This window comes from Kitasatospora sp. NPDC090091 (genome assembly GCF_044747365.1).
Taxonomy (GTDB): domain Bacteria; phylum Actinomycetota; class Actinomycetes; order Streptomycetales; family Streptomycetaceae; genus Kitasatospora.
The window spans coordinates 312778-330183 of the sequence record NZ_JBIVDY010000007.1; the positions used below are offsets into that span (position 1 = coordinate 312778).

Annotated in this window: 16 protein-coding genes; 4 read left to right on the forward strand and 12 right to left on the reverse strand. The window is 75.3% G+C overall.

Annotated elements, in window-relative coordinates; genetic code table 11:
• Nucleotides 1-515: 515 nt before the first annotated feature.
• Complete coding sequence (locus tag ACIPSC_RS15075; RefSeq protein WP_400826103.1) at nt 516-1994, reverse strand: pyridoxal phosphate-dependent decarboxylase family protein; 1479 nt, start codon at nt 1992-1994, stop codon at nt 516-518.
• Nucleotides 1995-2179: 185 nt separating this feature from the next.
• Nucleotides 2180-3652, reverse strand: a complete 1473-nt coding sequence (locus ACIPSC_RS15080) for a diaminobutyrate--2-oxoglutarate transaminase family protein (protein ID WP_400825968.1) — start codon at nt 3650-3652, stop codon at nt 2180-2182.
• A 160-nt stretch (nt 3653-3812) separates the two neighbouring features.
• On the opposite strand from ACIPSC_RS15080, the gene ACIPSC_RS15085 reads away from it, so the two are divergent.
• Nucleotides 3813-4439 (forward strand): class I SAM-dependent methyltransferase, encoded by a 627-nt coding sequence (locus ACIPSC_RS15085; RefSeq protein WP_400825970.1) that lies wholly within the window; start codon nt 3813-3815, stop codon nt 4437-4439.
• Between the two features lie 124 nt (nt 4440-4563).
• Complete coding sequence (locus ACIPSC_RS15090) at nt 4564-4929, forward strand: PH domain-containing protein (protein ID WP_400825972.1); 366 nt, start codon at nt 4564-4566, stop codon at nt 4927-4929.
• Between the two features lie 29 nt (nt 4930-4958).
• Here ACIPSC_RS15090 and ACIPSC_RS15095 read toward each other — a convergent pair whose 3' ends face one another.
• Together ACIPSC_RS15095 and ACIPSC_RS15100 are read right to left on the reverse strand one after the other, a co-directional pair.
• The gene (locus ACIPSC_RS15095) at nt 4959-5654 is read right to left on the reverse strand and encodes a response regulator (RefSeq protein WP_400826105.1); all 696 of its coding nucleotides are present in this window, start codon (nt 5652-5654) and stop codon (nt 4959-4961) included.
• Nucleotides 5655-5764: 110 nt separating this feature from the next.
• Nucleotides 5765-7471 carry an ATP-binding protein gene (locus ACIPSC_RS15100; protein ID WP_400825974.1) on the reverse strand — a complete coding sequence of 569 codons (1707 nt, stop codon included), beginning with the start codon at nt 7469-7471 and terminating at the stop codon, nt 5765-5767.
• 231 nt (nt 7472-7702) lie between these two features.
• Here ACIPSC_RS15100 and ACIPSC_RS15105 point away from each other — a divergent pair, with 231 nt between their 5' ends.
• Complete coding sequence (locus ACIPSC_RS15105) at nt 7703-9127, forward strand: cation:dicarboxylate symporter family transporter (RefSeq protein WP_400825976.1); 1425 nt, start codon at nt 7703-7705, stop codon at nt 9125-9127.
• A gap of 121 nt (nt 9128-9248) precedes the next feature.
• Here the strand turns inward: ACIPSC_RS15105 and ACIPSC_RS15110 are convergent, their stop codons facing one another.
• The 8 genes from ACIPSC_RS15110 to ACIPSC_RS15145 form a co-directional block, all read right to left on the reverse strand.
• Nucleotides 9249-10205 (reverse strand): hypothetical protein, encoded by a 957-nt coding sequence (locus tag ACIPSC_RS15110; protein ID WP_400825977.1) that lies wholly within the window; start codon nt 10203-10205, stop codon nt 9249-9251.
• Nucleotides 10206-10250: 45 nt separating this feature from the next.
• Nucleotides 10251-11126: an RNA polymerase sigma factor gene (locus ACIPSC_RS15115; RefSeq protein ID WP_400825978.1), complete on the reverse strand. Its 876-nt coding sequence runs from the start codon at nt 11124-11126 to the stop codon at nt 10251-10253.
• Nucleotides 11127-11394: 268 nt separating this feature from the next.
• Nucleotides 11395-11967, reverse strand: a complete 573-nt coding sequence (locus ACIPSC_RS15120; protein WP_400826106.1) for a GTP-binding protein — start codon at nt 11965-11967, stop codon at nt 11395-11397.
• 82 nt (nt 11968-12049) lie between these two features.
• On the reverse strand, nt 12050-12481 hold the full coding sequence (locus ACIPSC_RS15125) for a DUF742 domain-containing protein (RefSeq protein ID WP_400825979.1): 432 nt from the start codon (nt 12479-12481) through the stop codon (nt 12050-12052).
• A complete protein-coding gene (locus ACIPSC_RS15130; protein WP_400825980.1) occupies nt 12478-12888 on the reverse strand; it encodes a roadblock/LC7 domain-containing protein in 411 nt (136 codons plus the stop codon). Before ACIPSC_RS15130 ends, ACIPSC_RS15125 begins: the two co-directional genes overlap by 4 nt.
• A complete protein-coding gene (locus ACIPSC_RS15135) occupies nt 12885-13439 on the reverse strand; it encodes a hypothetical protein (RefSeq protein WP_400825981.1) in 555 nt (184 codons plus the stop codon). Before ACIPSC_RS15135 ends, ACIPSC_RS15130 begins: the two co-directional genes overlap by 4 nt.
• Nucleotides 13440-13545: 106 nt before the next feature.
• Nucleotides 13546-14364, reverse strand: a complete 819-nt coding sequence (locus ACIPSC_RS15140; protein WP_400825983.1) for an MHYT domain-containing protein — start codon at nt 14362-14364, stop codon at nt 13546-13548.
• A gap of 439 nt (nt 14365-14803) precedes the next feature.
• Complete coding sequence (locus tag ACIPSC_RS15145) at nt 14804-16222, reverse strand: cytochrome P450 (RefSeq protein WP_400825984.1); 1419 nt, start codon at nt 16220-16222, stop codon at nt 14804-14806.
• A 288-nt stretch (nt 16223-16510) separates the two neighbouring features.
• On the opposite strand from ACIPSC_RS15145, the gene modA reads away from it, so the two are divergent.
• Nucleotides 16511-17386: a molybdate ABC transporter substrate-binding protein gene (modA, locus tag ACIPSC_RS15150; RefSeq protein WP_400825986.1), complete on the forward strand. Its 876-nt coding sequence runs from the start codon at nt 16511-16513 to the stop codon at nt 17384-17386.
• Nucleotides 17387-17406 lie beyond the last annotated feature (20 nt).

Below are 17406 nucleotides of genomic sequence, written 5' to 3' on the forward strand. Positions count from 1 at the left end.
AAGGGATTCGTCGCGCGCGGCTTCGTACGGTTCCCGCCGGCTCCTCCGGTGCACGCGGTTCACGCCGGCCGGTACCGGTTCGCACGGTTCCACCGGGATTCACGGAATTGCACGGCGGGTAGGCGGAGTTCACCCGGATGTAAGGGTGAGCTCACCGCATGCCGATAGTGCGCGCCTGGTCAGGCGGCCTGCCCCGGAGAGCCGTGTGCGCTTGGTGGGGCGGCGACCACATGAAGTTACCGCCGGTTCTCGGGATCTCCGCAAGCCCTGCCGGGGGGTTGGCGGAATCTGATCTCCGGGCGGCCGAAATCGGCCTGTACTCCCGCGCGAAGGTATGTCCACGGAGGCTTTTCGGCGGCGGCGGAATATCCCTCGGGCAGCATGTCACACCAGTGTGACTTCCTCCAACATCCGCCCGGGGAATAGGCGTTGTTTTGGAATCCAGGCACCGGGCCCGGGTGCGCCGACCACCGGGCGATGCGCCCACCGCCGCACCGCCGAGCACCCGACAGGGCCTACGCCGGCCGGGTCTCCCGGCCGATGCGCACCACCTCGTGCAGCAGCGCCCCGATCTCGGCCGCGGCGGCGTGCGGATTCAGCAGGGTGAGCTTCAACCGGACCCGGCCCGGCCCCTCGCCGGGCAGTTCGGTCCGGCCGACGACGGCGCGGCCGGTGCGCAGCAGCGTCCGGCGCAGCTCGGCGTTGACCGCGTCGAGCGCGGCCCCGTCGTGCTCGCCCGGCGGGCGGTAGCGGAACACCACGGTGGTGAGGACCGGTTCGGCGTGCAGCTCCAGTTCGGGCTCGGCCCGCACGGCCTCGGCGGCGCCGCGCGCCAGCAGGTGGCAGGCGTCGACCAGCCGGCCGAGGCCCGCCCGCCCGAGGGTGCGCAGGGTGACCGCGATCTTGAAGGCGTCGGCCCGCCGGGTGGTGCGCAGCGACAGGCCCAACAGGCTGGGGTAGCCGGCCTGTTCGTCGTCGGCCGGGTTGAGGTACTCGGCGCGGCGGGCGAGCGACACGTAGGTCTCGGCCCGCCGCACCAGGAAGATCCCGGCGGCGGCGGGCTGCCAGCCGAGCTTGTGCCAGTCCAGCGAGACCGAGTCGGCCCGGGCGATGCCGTCGAGCAGCGGCGCGAGCCGGTCGGAGAGCAGCGCGCCGCCCCCGTACGCGGCGTCGACGTGCAGCCAGGCGCCGTAGCGGGCGGCGAGGTCGGCCGCGGTGTGCAGCGGGTCGATCGCCCCGGTGTCGGTGGTGCCGGCGGTCGCGACCACGGCGATCGGGGTGTTCCCGGCCCAGCTGGTCTCGGCCAGGACGCGTTCCAGGGCGGCCGGGTGCATGCGCAGTTCGCGGTCGACGGGGACGGTGACGACGGCCCGCTCGCCGAGGCCGAGCAGGGCGGCGGCGCGCTGGACGGAGAAGTGCGCGGCCTCCGAGGCGATGATCCGGGGCCGGGCACCGGCCGGGAGGCCGTCCAGCTCGACGATGCCGTCCAGCTTCTGGTCGCGGGCCAGCATCAGGCCCATCAGGTTCGACTCGGTGCCGCCGGAGGTGAGCACGCCGGCGGCGCGGGCCGGGTCGAAGCCGACCAGGGCGGCGAGCTCGGCGAGCAGCGCGGTCTCCAGCGCGGTGGCGGCGGGCGCCTGGTCCCAGGAGTCCTGGGAGGGGTTGAGCGCGCTGACGGCGAGGTCGGCGGCGGCGGCCACGGCCAGCGGCGGGCAGTGCAGGTGGGCGGCGCAGGCCGGGTCGGCGGGATCGGCGGCGCCGCGGGCGAGCACCTCGGTGAGGCGGGCCAGGGCATCCGCTCCGCTCGCCGCGGCCAGTGCTTCGGCGACCAGCGCGGCGACCTGCCCCGGGTGTCCGGCCGGCAGCGGCCCGACGCGGCGGGCGGCGCCGGCGTCCAGGGCGTCCAGCACGGTGGCCAGCAGCGGACCGAGGGCGCCCGGGCCGCCCGCACCGCCGGCGAGCGCGTCGAGCCCGGCGGACGGGTCGTCGGGCATCCCGGGGTCGCCGGACCTCCCGGGCTCGGGCCCGCCGGGGCCGCCGCCGGGCGCGCCGGGAGCACCGAGGCCGTCCGGAGCACCGGCCCCCCAGGGGTCGTCCGGGAGGTCACCACCGCCGGGCACCTCCGGGCCGTCACCCGCGTCGCCGTCCCCGCCCGCGTCGCCGCCCCCGCCCGCGCCGCTCACCGCGTCCCCGCCGAGGCGGCCGCCGCAGCCGTGCCGGAGGCGGCCCTGGCTCTGCCTGCGGCGTCCCCCGCGTGCCCCGCAGCCCCCCTGTCCCCCGCGGCCACCGACGCGATCGCGTCCGCCAGCCGGTCGAGGACGGCGTCGGCCTGCTCGTCGGTGATGGTGAGCGGTGGCAGCAGGCGCAGCACCGCGTCGTGCCGGCCGCCGAGTTCGACGATCAGCCCGCGGGCCAGGCACGCCTCGCGCACCCTGACGGCGAGTGCGGGCGCGGCCGGCCGGGCCCCGCAGGCGTCCGGTTCGGCGTCGGGGTCGACCAGCTCGACGCCGATCATCAGCCCGCGGCCGCGCACGTCGCCGATCACCGGGAGCTCGCCGGCCAGCGCGCGCAGCCGCTCGGCCATCCGGGCGCCGACCAGCGCGGCCCGCTCGGCCAGCCCGTGGGCGGCGACGAAGCGGATCGTGGCCGCCCCCGCCGCCATGGCGAGCGTGTTGCCGCGGAAGGTGCCGGTGTGCGCACCGGGCCGCCAGCCGTCGTACTCCTCGCGGTAGACGACGACGGCGAGCGGCAGGCTGCCGCCGATCGCCTTCGAGAGCACCATCGCGTCCGGGACGATCCCGCTGTGCTCGACCGCCCACATCGCCCCGGTGCGGCCGACGCCGGTCTGCACCTCGTCCACGATCAGCGGGATGCCGCGCTCGGCGGTGATCCGGCGCATCTCGCGCAGCCAGCCGTCCGGGGCGGGCACGACGCCGCCCTCGCCCTGGACCGCCTCCAGGATCATCGCGGCCGGCCGGACCACCCCGCCCGAGGGGTCGTCCAGGAGCCGCTCCGCGTAGGTCGCGGCGAGGTCGGTGCCGCTCTCCCCGCCGACGCCGAACGGGCAGCGGTACGCGTACGGGTAGGGCAGCCGGACCACCTCGCCGCCGCCCGGCAGCGGCTCCTTGACGGCGGTGTTGCCGGTGAGCGCGAGGGCCCCGGCGGTCATCCCGTGGTAGGCGCCGGTGAAGGCGAGCGAGCCGGAGCGGCCGGTGGCGGTCTGCATCAGCTTGAGCGCGGCCTCGACGGCGTCGGTGCCGGCGGGACCACAGAAGTGCACCCGCGCCTGCCCGGCGAACTCCTCCGGCAGGCTCTCGAACAGCGCGGTGGTGAAGTCGTCCTTCTCGGCGGTGGCGAGGTCCAGCAGGTGGAGCGGGGCGCCGCTGTCCAGGGTGCGGCGGATCGCCTCCAGCACCACCGGGTGGTTGTGGCCGAGCGCGAGCGTGCCGGCGCCGGAGAGGCAGTCCAGGTAGCGGCGGCCGTCGGCGCCCTCGACGGTCATGCCGTTGGCGCGCACCGGCACGATCGGGAACGAGCGGGCGTACGTGCGGGCGGCGGACTCGCGGACGCGCTGGCGGCGCAGGATGGCGTCGCCGCCGGGGGTCTGGGCGGGCACGGTCGGACCGGTGGCGGGCTCGGCGGCGAGCGTCAAGGCAGGACTCCCAAGAAGTTAGGTAAGCCTAACTTTACTTTGCTTGACCTGGCCGAATACACCGAGGGCCGCCAGAATCACCCGCGCGGGTGACAACGGGCCCGATCACCCAACGAGCGGGCCGCCCGGAGGTTACGGGCTTCCGCGCTACGCTCGCCCCATGTCGCCCGAATCCTCGCCCGCGCCGTCCGACTACGAGGCCGAACTGGCCCGCACCCGCGAGTTCTTCGCCGCCCGCGCCGCCGGCTGGGACGCCCGCTTCCCGGACGACGGCCCGCGCTACGCCGCCGCGATCGCCGAACTCGGCCTGCGCCCGGGCGACTCCGTACTGGACGCCGGCTGCGGCACCGGCCGCGCGCTGCCCCTGCTGCGCGCCGCGGTCGGCCCGGAGGGGCAGGTGCTCGGCGCCGACGTCACCCCGGAGATGCTGGACGAGGCCGCCGCCCGCCACCCCGGCACCGCAGCCCTGCTGCTCGCCGACTGCGCCCGCCTCCCGCTCCCGGACGCCTCGCTCGACGCCGTCTTCGCCGCCGGCCTGGTCTCCCATCTCCCCGACCCGGCCCGGGCCCTGCGCGAACTCGCCCGCGTCACCCGCCCGGGCGCCCCGCTCGCGCTCTTCCACCCCGTCGGCCGCGCCGTCCTCGCCGCGCGCCACGGCCGCGAGCTCACGCCCGACGACCTCCGCGCCGAGCCCAACCTGCGCCCGCTGCTGGCCGGCGCCGGCTGGCGGCTGGACCGCTGCACGGACACCGACGAGCGCTACCTCGCCCTCGCCACGCGGGTGTAGCCGAGGGCCGGCCGTTCCTCGCCCGGCGCCCGGGCGGGGACGGGGGCGCCCGCGATCCAAGATCATCGCCGTGCCAGACTCGGACTCCCGCGCACCCGGACGGGTGCCTGACGAGAGGATCCCCATGGCGCTCTTCGGCAATGCCCACCGGGTGGACAACACCGAGGCCCAGCAGGAGTTCGCCCGACTGCTCGGCGCGGGCGAACAGGTGCAGGCCGCCTACCAGCTGGTGCGCGACACCTTCCTGTTCACCGACCGCCGGATGATCCTGATCGACAAGCAGGGCATCACCGGCAAGAAGACCGAGTACCACTCGGTCCCCTACCGCAGCATCACCCACTACGCCGTGGAGACGGCCGGGTCGTTCGACCTCGACGCCGAGCTGAAGATCTGGGTCTCGGGCGCGGCACTGCCGATCTCCAAGAACTTCACCAAGGGCGTCGACATCTACGAGGTGCAGGCGCTCCTCACCCAGTACGTCGCCCGGTAGTCCCGAGGCCCGGCCGCCCGCGAGCCCCGCTACGCCCCGCCGGCCGTCCAGCGGTAGCAGAGCTCCGGGCGGCCGACGCTGCCGTACTGGGGCTCGCGGGCGGCGAGGCCGGTGTCGACCAGGTGCTCCAGGTAGCGGCGGGCGGTGATGCGCGAGACGCCTGCGGCGGAGCCGGCCGCCGCCGCGGAGAGCCCGGTCCGGGCCTCGCGCAGTACGGCCGCGACGGTCTCCAGCGTCGGCGCGCTCAACCCCTTGGGCAGGGCGGTGCGTTCGGGCGTGCGGAGCAGGGCGAGGGCCTGGTCGACCTCGTCCTGGCCGGTCGCGTCGCCGGTGCGCCCGAGGGAGTCGCGGTAGCGGGCGTACCGCTCCAGGCGGTCGTGCAGGGCGGCGGCGCTGAACGGCTTCAGCAGGTACTGGACCACGCCGGCCGAGACCGCCTGCCGCACCATCGCGAGGTCGCGCGCCGAGGTGACGGCGATGACGTCGGTGGTGTGCCCGGCCGCGCGCAGGGTGCCGCAGAGCTGCAGGCCGTGCCCGTCCGGCAGGTAGAGGTCGAGCAGCGTGAGGTCGACGGGCGTGCCGGCGGCCCGGGCGCGCTCCAGGAAGCGCAGCGCCTCCGCACAGCCGTGCACCGTGCCGACGGCGCGGAAGCCGGGTTCGCGGTCGACGTAGAGGGTGTGCGCGGCGGCGGCCACCGGGTCGTCCTCGACCACCAGGACGGTGATCTCCGGGCGGGGCCCGCCACCGCGGCGCGCACCGGGGCGGCGGGGCCCGTCCGCGGGCCGGTCCGAGGACCGGTCCGGGCGCCCGTCCGCGGGCCGGTCGGCCGGCCGGTTCACGACGCCACCGGCTCGGGCAGCCGGGCCGGGCGGCCGAGCGGCAGCCGGACGGTGAGCACCGCGCCGCGGTCGCGGCCGACCTCGACGGTGCCGCCGTTGCGCCGGGCGGCCTGGGCGACCAGGGCGAGCCCGAGGCCGTGACCGCGGTCGTCCTGCTTGGTGCTCCAGCCGCGCCGGAACACGTCCGCAACGGCGGACGGGTCGATGCCGGTGCCGGTGTCGGCGACGCGGAGCAGCAGGTGTCCGCCGGCGAAGGACGCGGCCCCGCCGTGCTCCGCCGCACCGGACTCCGCCGCACCGGGCTCGATCCGGGCCGTGACGGTGACCTCGGGCGGGTCGGGGCTCTCGGCGGCCCCGGCGATCGCCGCGTCCACCGCGTTGTCGATCAGGTTGCCGAGCACGGTGATCAGATCGCGGGCGGACAGGCCCGGCGGCAGCACGCCGTCGTCGATCCGGCTGTCCTCGGTGAGCGTCAACTCCACGCCCCGCTCGGCGGCCTGGGCCGCCTTGCCGAGCAGCAGCGCCGCCAGCACCGGCTCGCCGACGGCGGCGACGACGCGGTCGGTCAGCTGCTGGGCGAGTTCGAGCTCGGCGGTCGCGAACTCCACCGCCTCCCGGTGCCGCCCGAGTTCGACCAGCGAGACGACGGCGTGCAATCGGTTGGCCGCCTCGTGCGCCTGCGCGCCGAGCGCCTCGGTGAATCCCCGCACCGAGTCCAACTCGCCGCTCAGCGACTGCAGTTCGGTGTGGTCACGGAGGGTCAGCACCCGCCCGAGGCCGGTCCCGATGGTCGACGTGTTGAGCACCACCACCCGCTCGGCGGTGAGGTGGACCTCGTCCCGGACCGGCTCGGCCCCGAGCACGGCGGCCACCAGCGCCGCCGGCAGCCCCAGCTCGTCGAGCGGCCGCCCCTCCACCTCCCCGTCCAGCGCGAGGAGTTCGCGGGCGGCGTCGTTGCAGAGCACCACCCGGTGCCGGCGGTCGAGCAGCACCAGCCCCTCGCGCACCGAGTGCAGGGTGGCCTGGTGGTACTCGTAGAGGTGGCTGAGCTCGGCCGGCCCCATGCCGTGGGTGTGGCGCCGCAGCCGGGAGTTGGCGAGGTAGGTGCCGGCGCCGCCGACCGCCAGGGCGGCCACCGCGACACCGACCAGCGCGAGCAGCGGCCCGCGCAGCTGCGCGGAGATCGACTGCACCGTGATCCCGGCGCTGACCAGCGCGACCACCCGGTGCCGCTCGTCCAGCACCGGCGTGACCACCCGGACCGACGGGCCGAGCGTCCCGGTGTACGTCTCGCTGCGGGTCTGCCCGGCGAGCGCCCAGTCGATGTGCCCCAGGAACGTCTTGCCGATCTGCTCGGGCAGCGGGTGGGTCCAGCGCACCCCGGCGGTGTCCATCACGGTGATGAAGGAGACCCCGGTGTCCGCGCGGACCTGCTCGGCGTAGGGCTGGAGCACGGCGCTCGGGTCGGGCGCGCCGACGGCGGCCAGCACGGACGGCGAGTCCGCCACCGAGCGGGCGACCGCGGTGACCTGGCGGCGGGCGGCGTCCTCGGCCCGGCCCGCGGTGAACAGGTACGCCAGCACGGCGCCCCCGGCCACCACCGCGGCCACGATCACCACCTGGACGACGAAGAGCTGTCCGGCCAGGCTGCGCACCGGTCCACGCGGCCGCCGGCGCGGTGTGGGGTGGGTGCGCACGGACATGCCAGACAGTGTGCACCACCGCCGACGCCCGGCAAGAGCCTCGTTCGCACCGCGGCCCTGCCGCCTCCGACGCCCGGGGCCGCGCCGCCCGGCACCTGCGGCCGTGCGCCTGCCGCCCGGCCCCGGCATGAACTCTATGAACGCAAACGTGACCCCCGTCACTGTCCGGCCCGATAGTCGGAGCGGCCCACCACCCAGGGCCGCCAGGACTGCAGGGCGAAGGAGCCGCAGATGTCGATCACTGGAGCAGGGCCCCAGGCGGGGGTCAGACGCCGGGACCGCACCCACTACCTCTACCTCGCGGTGATCGCGGCGGTGGTCGCGGGCGTCGCGGTCGGCCTGGTCGCGCCGGCCTTCGCGGTCGAGCTGAAGCCGCTCGGGACCGGCTTCGTCAACCTGATCAAGATGATGATCAGCCCGGTGATCTTCTGCACCATCGTGCTGGGCATCGGCTCCGTGACCAAGGCCGCGAAGGTCGGCAGGGTCGGCGGACTCGCGCTCGGCTACTTCCTCACCATGTCGACCGTGGCGCTGGCCATCGGCCTGGTGGTGGGCAACCTGCTGGAGCCGGGCGGCGGCCTGCACCTGACCGCCGCGCTCGCGAAGTCCGGCCACGCCCAGGCCGCCGCGGGACACGCCCAGTCCACGACCGACTTCCTGCTCGGGATGATCCCGACCTCCATGCTCTCCGCCCTCACCGAGGGCAAGGTGCTGCAGACCCTGCTGATCGCCCTGCTGGCCGGCTTCGCCCTGCAGGCGATGGGCCCGGCCGGCGCGCCGGTCCTGCGCGGGATCGAGCACGTGCAGCGGCTGGTGTTCCGGATCATGTCGATGATCATGTGGGTGGCGCCGATCGGGGCCTTCGGGGCGATGGCCGCGGTGGTCGGGGCGACCGGTGTGGCCGCGCTGAAGAGCCTCGCCGTCATCATGATCGGCTTCTACGTCACCTGCATCCTGTTCGTGGTCGTGGTGCTCGGCACGCTGCTGCGGCTGGTCGCCGGCGTCAACGTGTTCGCGCTGCTGCGCTACCTCGGCCGCGAGTTCCTGCTGATCCTCTCCACCTCGTCCTCGGAGAGCGCGCTGCCCCGACTGATCGCCAAGATGGAGCACCTCGGCGTCAGCCGCCCGGTCGTCGGCATCACCGTCCCGACCGGCTACAGCTTCAACCTCGACGGCACCGCGATCTACCTCACCATGGCCTCGATCTTCATCTCCGAGGCGATGGACAAGCCGATGTCGCTGGGCGAGCAGCTCTCGCTGCTGGTCTTCATGGTCATCGCCAGCAAGGGCGCGGCCGGGGTCACCGGCGCCGGGCTGGCCACCCTGGCGGGCGGGCTGCAGTCGCACAAACCAGCACTGGTGGACGGCGTCGGCCTGATCGTCGGCATCGACCGCTTCATGTCGGAGGCGCGGGCGCTGACCAACTTCGCCGGCAACGCCGTCGCCACCGTGCTGATCGGGCACTGGACCGGCGAGCTCGACCGCGAGCAGGCCCGGCGGGTGCTGGCCGGCGACGCTCCGTTCGACGAGCAGACCCTGGTGGACACGCACGGCACCGCGGCACCCGCTCCCGAGGGCGCACCCGCGGGCGGCGGAGCGCTGCCGGAGCCGGTCCCCGCGCAGAGCGGCGGCGCCGCGAGCGCGACGGCCGCCTGAGCCCCGGCGCCCCACCCGACGCCCCCACGTAATGGACTCCCCCGGTCCGGCGCCTCGCCCAACCCCCCGAGCGGCGCCGGGCCGGGGGCCTTTCCGTCCGCCGACCCCGCGCCGGTCCGCCTCAGGGCTCGTCGGAGCCGCTGACCGCCCAGCTCAGACCCGTCGCCGGATCCTCCATCGCGAGGTGCAGATGGCGCAGGCCGTCCGCCGGATCCCACCAGGTGAAGCAGCGCATCCGGGCCACCAGCGCGTTCACCGCCGCACGGTCCGGCCCGTCATGGCCGGCCATCGCGCCGAGCGCCCGCCAGAGCGCCAGCCGGCCGTGCGCCGACCCGCGCGACCGCTCGGTCGCGCCCGCCTGGACCAGCACCGGGTAAGCGATCGCGAACGGCAGGTACCCGCCGGTGACCCGGTGGCCCGGGGCCAGCTGGGCGGCCGCCCGCGGGGCGGGCCCGCGGACGCAGACCACGTCCACCCAGTCGGCCAGCGCGGCCAGCGCCCCGGTCGCCGGCTGGCCGCGGAGCCGGCCGTCCGGCTCCGGCAGCAGCACCGGCCCCAGCCCCTCGCGCGTGGCGGGCAGCGTCAACAGCGCACTGCGTGCACCGCCGCCGGGCAGGTAGTCGCGCACCCGCACGCCCTCACCCCAGCCGACCGCCTCCCACGGCTCCAGCAGCAGCGGAACGCCCTCCGGGTCGGTCTCCGCCCCGTACGAGAGGTCCTCGCCGATCAGCACCCGGGTCTGCGCGACCAGCCGCCGCACCGGGGCCGGGCCGAGCAGCGGGGCCAGCCGCAGCCAGGAGTGCCGGGTGGCGAGCACCTCCCAGAGCGGACCGGCGTCGTGGTCCACCACCCCGGCGGAGGTCCCGGGGCCGCCGTCCGCGTCGAACAGACGGACGGCCAGTTCGGGCGGTGCGGCGTACGCGATCAGGTGGCCGAGCAGGGCGGTCTCCACCACCGCCGCCTCCTCGCCCTCGCGCGCCACCGCGGCGGCCCGGACCTGCCGGTAGACGGCCAGCAGGTCGTGCCAGCGGCCGCCCTCGACCAGGGTGCGGAGCCGGTGCTCCTGGTACGTGATCACGATTTTCAGCGTACGGGCCGGGGCCCCGCATCAGCTGACTTGCCGTCAGCTCGGTGCGTCGGGCGGCGCCGGGGCCCCGGGCGCCCGGCCCGCGCGCCACCGCCCCGCGTCGACGCCTCCCCCGCCGCGTCCCCCGCCACCTCCCTGGTCGCCGCCGCCGGCGCGCTCCCCTTCGAGGAAGGTCCGGAGGTGGCGGAGCGCCCGGCGACGGGTGACCGCCAGCGTGGAGCGGTGCACCCCCAGCAGCGCCGCGGCCTCGTCGATGCTGTAGCCGTCGACGTCGACCAGCAGGACGACGCGCGCCTGCTTGGCGGTCAGGCGGCGCAGCAGGCGGACCACCTCCCAGTGGGCCTGCAGCTCCCCGAACCCGCCACCGCACGGTTCCGCGTCGACCCGCGCGCCCTCCAGCGGTTCCGGGACGACCGGTCGGCGCCGCTCCCGACGCCACTGGTCGCGCAGGATGTTGGCCATGATGGTGAACACGTACGCATAGGGCTGCGGATGGCCGAGGAAGCGCTCGGGACGGCGGGCGATCCGCAGATACGCGTCGTGCACGATGTCGCCGGCGGTGAACGGACTCCCGGTGAGCGAGACGGCCGCCCGGTGGAGCCTCGGCAGCATTTCCGTGAACGCCCGATGGAAATCCGCCGCTTCGACGCCTTCCGATCGGGCGGTGTCCGATCCCGACCGCATTCCGCCCGCATCAGGCCGGCCACCCGCCGGCCGGCCGCATCCGGACCGCCCACACCCGGAGGCGTCCCACCCGGCCCGGTCGCGGCCGGAAGGGTCCCGTTCGGAGGGGCCGTGTTCGGAGGGGCCCCGCTCGGAGGAGTCCCGCCCGGAGGGGTCCTGTTCGGAGGAACGGGCACCGGCGGCGGTGTCCGGTCTTCCTCCACCTCGGCACTGACGGACGAATTCCATGACGCTCCCTCGGAAATCGACAGCCGAAGGCACCGGTCGGCGATTCAACACCAACCGTCATGTGATGCAGATCACATCATAGTTCGCCATCTCACGATGCGCAGTCATTCGTGTGCAATTCGTCATCGGCCGTACGGGGCTCGGGAATTGCGCCGTGGCTGAGCCGGCCTGCCCGCGTGGAAGCACGGAGGGGTGCCACCCACCCCGGGTGGCACCCCTCCCGGCCGTCCCGGCCCTCCCGGGCCTCGGCCTCCGGCGTCCGGCGTGGCTACGGCTGCAGCGGCGCCGTGTCCGCCGGCAGACGGGCCGCGTGCACCCGGCCCGCGTGCTCGACCAGGTTGATCAGCACCTCCTTGCCCGAGGCGCGGAGGCGGGCGTCGCAGAGCACCACCGGTGTGCCGGCCTCCAGGTCCAGCGCCCGGGCGACGTCCTCGACACCGAACTCCCGGGTGCCGGCGAAGCGGTTGACCGCCACCACGAAGGGGATGCCGCGGTGCTCGAAGAAGTCGACCGCCGGGAAGCAGTCGGTCAGCCGGCGGGTGTCGGCCAGCACCACCGCGCCGAGCGCCCCCTGCGCCAACTCGTCCCAGAGGAACCAGAACCGGTCCTGCCCCGGCGTGCCGAAGAGGTAGACGGCCAGGCCCTCACGGATGGTGATCCGACCGAAGTCCATGGCCACGGTGGTGGTGGTCTTCCGCTCGACGCCGCCGAGGTCGTCCACGCCCCGCCCGGCCTCGGTGAGCCGCTCCTCCGTGCGCAGCGGCCGGATCTCGCTGACCGCGCCCACCAGCGTGGTCTTGCCGACACCGAAGCCGCCCGCGACCAGGATCTTCAGTGCCAGTACGGACTCGTCGGCCCCTGCCGCGCCGACCGCGCCGTCGGAGGCCCGGCCGTTGTCCCGCCCGGCGCCGGGGCGTGAGCTGTCAGAGTGCGCGGAGTCCACCGATGACCTCCTGGAGGATGCGCTCGTCGGGGAGCAGGGCGGGCGGGACGGGGCGGGTCACCCGGATGGACCCGGCCGCCAGCAGGTCGCCGAGGAGCACCCGGACCACGCCCAGCGGCAGGTCGAGGTCGGCGGCGAGCTCGGCCACCGACAGCCCGTCGCCCCGGCACAGGTCGAGGATCGCCGCCTGTTCGGGGCCGACCGGCAGGTCCGGCGCGCCGGGCTCCTCCGCGGGATCCGGCAGGTCGGTCACCACCAGCGCGATCAGGTCGAACTCGCGCCCACTGGGCCTGGTCCGGCCCCTGGTGACCGCGTACGGGCGGACCAGCGGGCCCGCTTCGTCGTCGTACCAGCGCGCTCCGAGTGCGGCGGCGAGCGGGTTGCGGCGCTGCGGGTGCGGCACGCCGCTCACCCGCCGTCCGCACTGCGCGGGGGTGTGAACAGGTGCTCGCCGACCCGGCGGACCAGTCTGGCCATCTCGTACGCGATCAGGCCGAGGTCGGCGCGCTCGGTGCAGAACACCGCCAGGCAGGTGCCCTCGCCGGCAGCGGCCACGAACAGGAAGCCGCGCTCCAGCTCCACCATGGTCTGCCGGACCTCGCCGGCGTCGAGGTGCCGGCCGGCCACCTTGGCCAGGCTGTGGAAGCCGGAGGCGACGGCGGCCAGGTGTTCGCCGTCCTCGCGGCCGAGGCCCGCCGAGGTCCCCATGGCGAGGCCGTCGGCGGAGAGCATCACGGCGAACCGGGCCTCGGCCACCCGCGCGACCAGTTCGTCGAGCAGCCAGTCGAGCTCTCCCGCGCGGTGCGTGGTGCCGATCATGGGCGGTCTCCTTCGGTGTGCTGCGGTGGCAGGGACGGGTGGTGCGGTGCGGGGGCCGTGTCCCGACGCGGGTCGGCGTCGGCCCGGGTCCGGGCCCGGTCGCCGTGCGGGTTCTCGCGGCCGTCCGGGTTCCCGCGGCCGTCGTCCGGACGCCGGCCGCGGGCCCAGCCGGACTGGAAGGCGGACAGCGCGGCGCGGGCCGCCTCCGGGCTCCGGCCGGACGCGGGCGCGGCGGCGGCGGCGGTGATGCGGCGGCCGTCCCCGCCGGGGCGGGACGGGGCCTCGCGCAGCTGGGGGACGAGGCTCGCCTGCCGAACGCGGCGCGGCAGCTCCTCCGGCCCCGTGTGGCCGCCTCGGAGCGCGGGCGCGGGCGCGGCGGCCGGGCGGTTCGGGCGGTTCGAAGCCTTCGGGCCGTTCGGACCGGGCTGCGGACGACGGGCGACACCCTGGCCCGCGTCCGCAGCCGGACCGTCCTCCCGGGCACCCGAGGCCCGGAACGGTAGGGGACGCAGCACCCCGGGGTCGCCGCCCCGGGCGCCGAACGGCAGCAACGCCCCTCCATCCGGCGGCGGCCCACCCACCGCCGGAAGCTCTTCGATCGGTACGCCGCCGCCCGCCGGTCCGTCGGCCGCCGGTCCCGGCTTGCCGGTTCGCGGCTCAGGCGGCGCGGTCGTGGTCGCCCGGTGCCGGCCGCACGGGCGCGGTCGGGAACTCCTCGATGGTGAGCTCGCCCGCCTCCCGGTAGGCGGCGCGCTCCTGGGCGGTCGGGGAGAGCGCGACGAAGGCCGAGGTGAGGAAGAGGAACGAGCCGAGCCCGACGGCGAGCGGGAAGACGAACTCCATCGGCGCGGCCCCGCCGAGGCCGGTCCGGGCCGGCTCCAGGTGGACGTGGATGGCGGCCATGGCCGTGTAGTGCATGCAGCTCACGGCGAGGCCCATCACCAGCGACGCGCCGACGGCCGCGTACACGTTGCGGATGGTGACGGCCGCCCAGAGCGCCGCCGTGGCGGCGCCGACCGCGATCAGGACGGAGAGCGCGACGGTGCCCGCGTCGTAGCGCAGACCGCCGTGCAGCCGCATCGCGGCCATGCCCAGGTAGTGCATCGCGGCGACACCGAGTCCGGTGGTGAGCCCGCCGGTCAGCAGGGCGAGGCCCCGGTGCCGCCCGTGGCCGACGGCGAACATGCCGAGGCCCGTGACCAGGACGGCCACCAGCAGACTGAGCACGGTCAGCGGGACGTTGTAGCGCAGCTCGGTGCCGTCGACGGCGAACCCGAACATGGCGACGAAGTGCATCGTCCAGATCCCGGAACCGATCGCGGCGGCCGCGGTCAGCAGCCAGTTCCGGCGGGAGGCCCCGGTCGCGGCCAGACCGCGCAGTGTGCAGCGCAGGCCCAGGGCGGCCCCGGCGCACGCCACCACGTACGAGAGCGCGGGCGTGAGCCAGCCGAAGCTGAAGTGATTCATCGTGCCCATCGGACCTCCGGTCGACCGGTCGGGCCCGGGCGGTTCACGCTGCGCGCCCGGGCTCCCCGCACCGGACGGACTCCACGCGGTCGGCGGACGGCGACGGGTCCGGACCAGGCCGGAGGGTTGATCGCTTGTCATATGCCAGAAGCACGTGCGCACCCGGTTCAGGGTGCGTGGGACGCTATCGGGGGCACCGAAGAGCCCTCGCGAAGATGTGAAAAGCTGCCCACCGCGCACGGCGGCTGTGCTCGAATGGGCCGGTCCTCTGCCCGCGCGCACCGCCCCGGCCCGGCCCGTCCGCCCCCGGCCGGCACCTCGCAACGACCGGCGACCGGCGACCGGCCCCAGCCCTTTGCACCGGCACTTTGCAAAGCGCCATCGCACTTTGCAAAGCACGCCGGGCTCAAGCGGCCGGGCTCAAGCGGCCGAGCTCAGGGGACCGGCCTCAAGGGGCCGACCGCGGCACGAGGCGGATCCGCAGCGGACCGTCCACCTGCAGCGTGATGCCCTGGCCGACCGCCACCTCCCGGTCGACCGCCTCGAAGTCGAAGCCGCGCAGCAGCACCCCCAGCGCGAGCACCGACTCCAACATCGAGAAGTGCTGCCCGATGCAGGCGCGCGGGCCGCCCCCGAACGGGTACCAGGCGTAGCGGTGACGACCCTGCTCCCGCTCGGGGAGGAAGCGGTCCGGGTCGAAGCGCTCCGGCTCCTCCCAGTGGTCCGGATGCCGGTGCGTCACCCACGGCGCCAGCACCACCTGCGCTCCGGCCGGCACGACGAGCCCGCCGATCACCGTCTCGGCCACCGCCCGCCGGCCGAGCAGCGAGGCGGCGGGGTACAGCCGCATCGCCTCCTTGACCACCCGGGTCACGTACGGCATGGCCTCGAGGTCCGCGGCGGCCGGCTCGCGTCCGCCCAGTACCTCCTCCGCCTCCTCCCGGGCCCGCCGCCGCTGCTCCGGGTGCTTGGCCAGCAGGTGCAGCGCGAAGGCGAGCGAGGTCGCCGTGGTCTCGTGGCCGGCGAGCAGGAAGATCAGCACCTGGTCCCGCAGCTCGGCCGGGTCGAGCCGCTCGCCGCCCTCGCCCCGCGCCCCGGCGAGCAGCCCGAGCAGGTCGTCGGACGCGTCCTCGCCCGTGGGGCCGGCGTCCGGCCCGGATTCGGCCCCGCCCCCGGCGCGCGCCGGGCGGGCGGCACGCTCGGCGATGATCCGGTCGCAGACCCGGTAGAGGTCCCGCTGCGCCTCGGCGCCGCGCCGGTTGGACGGGGTCGGCCAGCCCCGCGGCAGGCGGACCGGCGCGAAGCCGCGCTCCATGACGTACTCGCCGAGGACCGGGAAGCTGCGGTGCACCACCGCGACCGCCTCCTCCACGTCCGCCCCGAACAGGATCCTGGCGACGGTGCGCAGCGCGAACCGGGACATCTCGTCGGCCACGTCCACCACGCCGTCCGGCACCGCCCGCCAGCGCTCGGCCAGCGTCCGCGCCTCCAGCCCGATCGCCGCCGCGTAGCCGTCGACCCGGCGGCGGGTGAACAACGGCTGGACGAGGCGGCGCTGGCGCTGGTAGTCGCCGTCCTGGCTGGTCAGCAGGCCGTTGCCGACGCTGGTCCGCAGCTCCTCGTAGAAGTTGTTCTCCTTGCGGAAGTTGGACGCCTCGCCGCCGAGCACCTGCTGGGCGCCCTCCGGCGAGAAGACCGCGAAGAACTCGGTCCGCAGCCCCGGCGGCCCGGCCGTGAAGCGGACCACGTCGCCGTAGTCGCGCCGGGCGGCCAGGTAGGTCCGGAAGGGCCTGCGCGTGAGGTCGAACAGTGAGCCGATCAGCGGGAGTCCGGGCGGTCCGGGTATCCGGACGGCGGCAGCGGTCATCGGGGCCTCCTGTGCGGTGGTGTACCCACCAGTAAACTGACGTGCCGTCATCAAGGGAAGGTGGCGCAGTGCACCGGGGAGCACCCCGCGCCCACCGGCCCTGCTGTGCGGGACCAGAGACCCGGTTTGAGCCTTCCGACAGCAGGGAACGGGCTGCCGGCAACCCTCGCCTGTGCGATGAAACAGGCGATATTCCGCTGGTATTTGCGGCACTATGATCGCCATATCAGCCGCACCTGCGGACGTGACACCGCGCCCCGTCCGGCGCGCCCCGGAGGGAATAGCACGATGAGCACCGACACCACGCCCACCGCCCGCACCCGCAGACTCGCCGTCGTTGCCGCAGCGGCTCTCGTCCTCAGCCTCGGGATCACCGCCTGCGGCAGCGACGGCGACACGAAGTCCTCGGGCGCCACCGGCACCGCGTCCGCCGGCGCCACCGCGGGCGCCGGCTCCTCGACCGCCGCCTCGGCCGACGTTCCGAAGGCCTCCGGCGCGATCACCGTCTTCGCCGCGGCCTCGCTCAAGGAGAGCTTCACCGAGCTCGGCAAGAAGTTCGAGGCCGCCAACCCGGGCGCCAAGGTCACGTTCAACTTCGGCGGCAGCTCCAGCCTCGCCACCAGCATCAACTCCGGCGCCCCCGCCGACGTGTTCGCCGCGGCCAGCCCGGCCACCATGAAGACGGTCAGTGACGCGGGCGGCGCCGTCGGCACGCCGAAGACCTTCGTGAAGAACACGCTCACCATCGCCGTGCCCAAGGGCAACCCCAAGCACGTCGCGGGGCTCAAGGACCTCTCCGCCCCCGGCGTCAAGGTCGCGCTCTGCGCGAAGGAGGTGCCGTGCGGCGCCGCCGCGCAGACGGCCCTCAAGGCGGCCGGCGTCGAGCTCACCCCGGTCACCCTGGAGCAGGACGTCAAGGGCGCGCTCACCAAGGTCGAGCTGGGCGAGGTCGACGCCTCGCTGGTGTACAAGACCGATGTGAAGGCCGATGCTGCGAAGATCGACGGCGTGGACTTCCCCGAGGCCGCCAAGGCCGTGAACGACTACCCGATCGCCGCCCTGGCCAAGGCGCCGAACAAGGACGGCGCAGCCGCCTTCGTCGCCTACATCGGGTCGGCCGAGGCGCAGCAGGTGCTCACCGCGGCGGGGTTCCAGGCGCCGTGAGCCCCCGCACCACCGGGCCG

Coding starts and splice junctions, on each gene's coding strand:
- ACIPSC_RS15130 (WP_400825980.1), bottom strand. CDS start 12,888: ATGATCGGCACCACGCACCGCGCGGGAGAGCTCGACTGGCTGCTCGAC.
- ACIPSC_RS15105 (WP_400825976.1), top strand. CDS start 7,703: ATGTCGATCACTGGAGCAGGGCCCCAGGCGGGGGTCAGACGCCGGGAC.
- ACIPSC_RS15075 (WP_400826103.1), bottom strand. CDS start 1,994: ATGCCCGACGACCCGTCCGCCGGGCTCGACGCGCTCGCCGGCGGTGCG.
- modA (WP_400825986.1), top strand. CDS start 16,511: ATGAGCACCGACACCACGCCCACCGCCCGCACCCGCAGACTCGCCGTC.
- ACIPSC_RS15100 (WP_400825974.1), bottom strand. CDS start 7,471: ATGTCCGTGCGCACCCACCCCACACCGCGCCGGCGGCCGCGTGGACCG.
- ACIPSC_RS15140 (WP_400825983.1), bottom strand. CDS start 14,364: ATGGGCACGATGAATCACTTCAGCTTCGGCTGGCTCACGCCCGCGCTC.
- ACIPSC_RS15090 (WP_400825972.1), top strand. CDS start 4,564: ATGGCGCTCTTCGGCAATGCCCACCGGGTGGACAACACCGAGGCCCAG.
- ACIPSC_RS15085 (WP_400825970.1), top strand. CDS start 3,813: ATGTCGCCCGAATCCTCGCCCGCGCCGTCCGACTACGAGGCCGAACTG.
- ACIPSC_RS15115 (WP_400825978.1), bottom strand. CDS start 11,126: ATGGAATTCGTCCGTCAGTGCCGAGGTGGAGGAAGACCGGACACCGCC.
- ACIPSC_RS15145 (WP_400825984.1), bottom strand. CDS start 16,222: ATGACCGCTGCCGCCGTCCGGATACCCGGACCGCCCGGACTCCCGCTG.